The 5,966-nt window shown below is 45.6% G+C and carries 4 protein-coding genes; 2 read left to right on the top strand and 2 right to left on the bottom strand.

The window, feature by feature from the left end:
- Positions 1–91 precede the first annotated feature (91 nt).
- Entirely contained in the window at positions 92–2,224 is a 2,133-nt protein-coding gene (locus tag B2Z67_RS11940; protein ID WP_291530060.1) for an OmpA family protein, read from the top strand.
- A 76-nt stretch (positions 2,225–2,300) separates the two neighbouring features.
- Here B2Z67_RS11940 and B2Z67_RS11935 read toward each other — a convergent pair whose 3' ends face one another.
- Positions 2,301–3,665: a dipeptidase gene (locus B2Z67_RS11935; protein WP_291530059.1), complete on the bottom strand. Its 1,365-nt coding sequence runs from the start codon at positions 3,663–3,665 to the stop codon at positions 2,301–2,303.
- 57 nt (positions 3,666–3,722) lie between these two features.
- Positions 3,723–4,799 (bottom strand): chorismate synthase, encoded by a 1,077-nt coding sequence (gene aroC, locus B2Z67_RS11930; protein ID WP_291530058.1) that lies wholly within the window; start codon positions 4,797–4,799, stop codon positions 3,723–3,725.
- Positions 4,800–5,343: 544 nt separating this feature from the next.
- Here aroC and B2Z67_RS11925 point away from each other — a divergent pair.
- Positions 5,344–5,793, top strand: coding sequence for a calycin-like domain-containing protein (locus tag B2Z67_RS11925; RefSeq protein WP_291530057.1), 450 nt, complete (start codon positions 5,344–5,346; stop codon positions 5,791–5,793).
- Positions 5,794–5,966 lie beyond the last annotated feature (173 nt).

Raw genomic sequence — 5,966 nt, 5'->3', positions numbered from 1 at the left:
CGCGCTCGTCCGCGTTCATCCGCTTAACCCGCGTCGTCCGCGTACCCATTCCCACCGCTAAATTCTCATTTAAATAGAACTCATACTTTATATGATAACATATAGGCAACTTTTATTCATTCTTCTCAGTGCAAGTTTATTCCTCACTTCTTGTGGAACAGGGAGAATACTACGCCAAGCAGAACAGAGTTATGCCCGCGGAGAGTATTTTGATGCCGCCAATCATTATAAGAAAGCCTATACCCGGACTTCGCCCAAAGACCGTCAGCAGCGTGGACTCCTTGCCTATAAACAAGGCGATTGCTATCGCCGTATCAACTATACGCTAAAGGCCAAAGCTGCCTATATGAACGCCATCCGATACCGTTATCCCGACACCATTTCCCATTTCTATCTGGCAGAGATGCTCCGGAAGAATGGTGAATATGCCGCCGCTATCCCTTATTATGAAAATTACCTTGCTTATGCCCGGAATCTTTCTTCTTTACAAAACCTTTCTTCTTCACAGACTCTTTCTTCTTCACAGAATTCACCTTCTTCGCAGCCTCTTCCTTCTTCACAAAATTCACCTTCTTCACAGCCTCTTCCTTCTTCGCAGAAACCCTCCGATAAGAAAGACCGTAAAGACTCTTTGGCGCATACCGGTCTTATTTCCAGCCGTTTGGCCCAGGAATGGAAGAAACATCCTACCCGTCACATCGTGAAGCGCGTCCCGGTTTTAGTTTCCCGTCGCAGCGATTACTCCCCCATGTATGCGGGCACTGATGCGGACATCCTGTATTTCACCTCCACCCGCAACGAAGCAAAAGGCACCGACCTGAATGCTATCACCGGAATGAAAAGCGCAGACATATTCTATTCCAAACGGAATGAAAAGAAACAATGGCAGAAACCAGAGCCTCTTGCTTCCGAAGTAAACAGTGAATTTGAAGAAGGCGCCTGTTCCTTCTCCGCCGATGGCAAGACAATGTACTTCACCCGCTGCCGTACCCACCCTGAAGCGCCGGTCTACGCCGAGATATATGTTTCCCAACGTTCCGGAGCAGAGTGGGGCGCTCCTCAGAAGTGCGCAATCTTAAATGATACCCTTTCTTCCGTTGCCCACCCCGCTATCTCTCCTGCCGGCGATTACCTCTATTTCGTGTCCGACATGCCCGGCGGACAGGGAGGACTGGACTTGTGGCGCATCAACATCACCCGCGACGGCTTCGGGTATGTCGATAATTTAGGCCCGGATATCAATACCCCCGGCGATGAAATGTTTCCTGCCTTTGCGCCGGACGGTACCCTCTACTTCTCCTCCAATGCCCACCCCGGCATGGGCGGACTGGATATTTTCCGTGCAGCATTCAACGCCTCTACCAGGCGTTGGCGTGTCGAGAATTTGCAGTCTCCCGTAAATTCGCAAGGCGATGATTTCGGCATGACGTTTGAACCGGGAGCGCCTAACCGGGGTTTCTTCTCTTCCAACCGTGGCGATGCCCGTGGCTGGGACCATATTTTCAGCTTCGAGTTGCCCGAAGCGCATCATATTCTGAAAGGCTTGGTTTACGATAAGGAAGGAGATGTTTTATCGGATGCACTCGTTACTTTGGCTGGCGACGACGGCACTTATCTGAAGATAAACGTAAAGAAAGATGGTACTTTTACGCAGGAATTGAAGCCGGGACACCGGTATGTCCTGCTTGCTTCCTGCCGTGGCTATCTGAATGATAAAGAAGAATTGGCGACGGACAGTGTTCATGAAGACCGCCGTTATGAACTGGAATTTCCGTTAGCTTCCATCACCCGCCCTGTATTGATAGAGAACATCTTTTATGAATTCAATAAGGCCGACTTGACCTCCGAGTCCACTGTTGCTTTGGATGAATTGATTCAATTGCTGAATAATAATCCGAATGTTACAATCGAACTGTCCGCACATTGCGATTACAAAGGAAACGATGACTATAACCTCCGGCTTTCGCAACGCCGGGCAGAGTCCGTAGTACGTTACCTTATTAAAGGTGGTATTGAACCGGAACGTCTCACGCCTAAAGGATATGGCGAACAACAACCCAAAACCGCAACTAAATTTACAGTTAAAACCGCCCCTTTCCTGAAAGAAAGTGATGTGTTGACGGAAGAGTTCATAAAGAATCTCCCACCGGAACAGCAGGAGATTTGTAATGCGATTAATCGCAGGACGGAGTTTAGGGTGGTGCGTTTGAATTATGAATTATGAATTATGAATTATGAATGGCTGCGCAATCGGGCTGCATAGCCATTCATAATTCATAATTCAATTCAAAATTCAAATTTCATTTAGCGCTATGCGCTAAATGAAATTCTACCACCGCCTCAATGCCTTTTCTGAATATATCCAGCGGAAGGTTTTCATTCGGAGAATGGATGGCATTTGATTCCAGTCCAAACCCCATGAGTACGGTTTTGATACCTAATACTTGTTCGAAAGTAGAGATGATAGGGATACTTCCGCCCCGGCGTACGGCAAGCGGTTTCTTCCCGAATGCCTTTTCAAAACCTTTCTCCGCGGCTTGATAAGCGGGGAGAGTGATGGGGCATACATATCCTTGTCCGCCATGCATGGGTGTAACTTTCACTTTCACCGTATCCGGAGCAATGCTCATGATATAATCTGCGAACATTTGCGAAATTTTATGATGATCCTGATGAGGAACCAGTCGGCAGGATACTTTGGCTGTGGCTTTAGAAGGGAGAACCGTCTTGGAACCTTCGCCCGTATATCCGCCCCAAATGCCGCAAACGTCGAATGACGGGCGGCAACTGTTACGTTCCAACGTACTGTAACCTTTTTCGCCGAATAATTCCTTTACATCGATAGCGGCTTTATACTTTTCTTCATTGAAAGGAATATGAGCTATCATGTCGCGCTCTGCTTGCGGAACTTCTTCCACATCATCATAGAAACCCGGTACTGTAATGCGCCCGTTGGCATCCGTCACTTGGGCAATCATACTGCATAGCACATTGATGGGATTGGCGACAGCGCCTCCGAAGTGTCCTGAATGCAGGTCACGGTTAGGCCCGGTTACTTCTATTTCCCAGTAGGCCAGTCCGCGCAATCCTGTGGTTAGTGAAGGCAAGTCGGCTCCCAACATGCTGGTATCCGATACCAGTATCACATCCGCTTTCAATAGTTCCTTATGTTCCTCGCAGAAGGCTTCCAAACTGGGCGAACCTATTTCTTCTTCTCCTTCAAAGATGAATTTGATATTGTTTTTCAACATGCCGTGTTTTTCCAGGTATTCGAATGCCTTCACCTGGATAAACGCTTGACCTTTGTCATCGTCCGCGCCACGCGCCCAAATGTGTCCGTCACGTATTTCGGGATTGAAAGGTTCGCTTTTCCACAGTTCCAGCGGTTCGGCGGGCATAACGTCGTAGTGTGCATATATTAATACCGTCTTGGCGTTCGGGTCTACTGTCTTTTGTCCAAAAACAACAGGGTTGCCTTTTGACGGCATTACCAATGCTTCGTCCGCGCCTGCCTCAAGTAGAAGTTGCGCCCATCGTCCGGCACAGGCCAGCATATCATCATGATGTTCCGGTTTGGCACTGATACTTGGTATGCGGATAAGGCTGAACAGGTCTTCTAACATTTTGGGTTCGTTCGCGGCGATGTATTTCTGTATTTCATTCATAATATATAGTAGTTGATGATGAGGGTGCGCTTCATTATGCCACACCCTCATTGTTTTCTATAATTGTGTAGTACGGTCAATCAGATAAAGATCGAGTATAGTCATGGCAGCCATTGCCTCCACGATGGGGACTGCGCGCGGCAGGACACAGGGGTCGTGGCGTCCGCGGGCTTTCAATGTTGTGTCAATGCCGTCGATATTGACAGTATACTGTTCCATTAATACGGTAGCTACCGGTTTGAAAGCAACGCGGAAGAAGATATCCTGTCCGTTACTTATACCGCCCTGAATACCACCGGAATGATTGGTTTTCGTTTCAATTCGTCCGCAATTATTGAAGAATACATCATTCTGTTCCGAACCTTTTTGTTTCAATCCTTTGAATCCGTCGCCGTATTCAAATGCTTTGGCTGCGTTGATGCTAAGCATACCGGAAGCAAGTGCAGCCTGCAATTTGCCGAATACGGGTTGACCTAATCCGATGGGACATCCTTTAATGACACAAGTCACTACGCCGCCAATCGTATCGCCTTCTTCTTTGATTTTCAATATATATTCTTCCATTTCCTTCGCTTTCTCAGGGTCAGGACAGCGTACGGGGTTTGTTTCGATTAAGTCAAGGTCGTAAGCTGTATAGTTTTCTTCCAACCGGATAGGCCCTACCTGCGAGGTGTATGCTGTGATGTGGATTCCCAATTGCCGGATTGCCAGTTTGGCAAGTGCACCGGCTACTACGCGCGAGATTGTTTCGCGTGCCGACGAACGTCCGCCTCCCCGGTGGTCGCGGATACCGTATTTCACCTTATAAGTATAGTCCGCGTGCGATGGACGATACACTTCTTTCATGTTGTCGTAGTCGTTGGAATGTTGATTTTCATTCCATACAATAAACCCGATAGGGCAACCGGTAGATATTCCTTCAAAAATACCGGAGAAGAACTCTACTTTGTCAGCCTCTCTACGCGCTGTAGTAATAAGAGATTGTCCGGGGCGGCGACGGTTTAACTCCGCTTGCACGAAATCCATGTCAATGCGGATACCTGCCGGAAATCCGTCAATAACGCCTCCAATGCCTTTACCATGTGACTCTCCAAAACTGGTAAGGCGAAAAATGTTTCCGAATGAGTTGAACATAATCTTTTGCTTTAATAGTTTAAGTATAAGGCTAATACATGCAAAATCCTTTTGCAATAAACCTTTAGGTGCATAAAGATAACAAATAGTTATTGATTTTCTCTCATGAAAGGGCAGAAATATTGTTTTTTTATGGAATAAGAGGTTTTATGTTTGGATTAACAGTCTGCCTACTTGTGCAGGATGTTTTTTCTTGTTGCAAAACAAATGTTACAAGCGTTGTGTTGCTAATAGGATAAAAAGCTATATGTTGCTTCATATTTGGTGATTTAAGTTAAAAAAAGGAAGATAAATTAAGTGAAATAGACCTGAATTAAGCCAAACAGACCTTTTGCGCTTGGCTCAAAAGCTGTTATTTTGCATAATCGAAAGTTTTGCATTAATAAAAGAACATGACTGCTTTTTGTAGTAGGCTTAATTATTAGCTAAATAACAAAATTATGAAGACGAATTTATTTTATTTGTTTGCGTTAATCTGTTCAGTGGGTTTATTCACAATGCTGCTAAGATACTCTTTAATTTATAAATTTTAATACGCTTGACAATGAAGAAAAGCATTTTTTATTTGTTTGCTGTAGTGTGCACAGTGTGCCTGTTTGCAGCGTGTGGTGATGATGATGAAAAAGTTCTGACTGTAAATGACATTGCAGGTACTTATAGCGGTACATTGACAGTTGTAGGATTAGGAGAACCTACGCCCGGTACTTCTATGTATTTGACGAAAGTCAGCGATAGCAAAGTGAAGCTTGAGTTGAAAAACTTCGGGTTTAGTGGGATGTCTCTTGGAAATATCGAAGTGGAATGCGATGCAGTACTGGATGGTGACAAAATGGATATTAGTGGTAGTGCCTCTGTTTCAGTTCCTCCATTGGGAAATTTCCCGGTTGAAGTTGATGGAGATTCAGATGGTACGACATTGAATGCTACTATTAGTATAGCAACGGCTCCGCTACCTGCCGGAGACGTAACAGTAACTTACGCAGGAACTAAATAAAGATTCTTATTTAGACATAAAGAAGACGGGAACTATCTGTTTTATAGATAGTTCCCGTTTTCTTTTACCCCATTTCTACCGCATATATCCCGTATTTGCACCGCATATATCCCGTTCGTACACCGCATATATCCCGTTCGTACACCGCATAGTAAGCATTCGGCTTAGTGCGT

The sequence above is a fragment of the Bacteroides sp. UBA939 genome (assembly GCF_002293435.1).
Taxonomy (GTDB): Bacteria; Bacteroidota; Bacteroidia; order Bacteroidales; family Bacteroidaceae; genus Bacteroides.
This window is presented reverse-complemented; position numbering and strand designations above follow the sequence as displayed.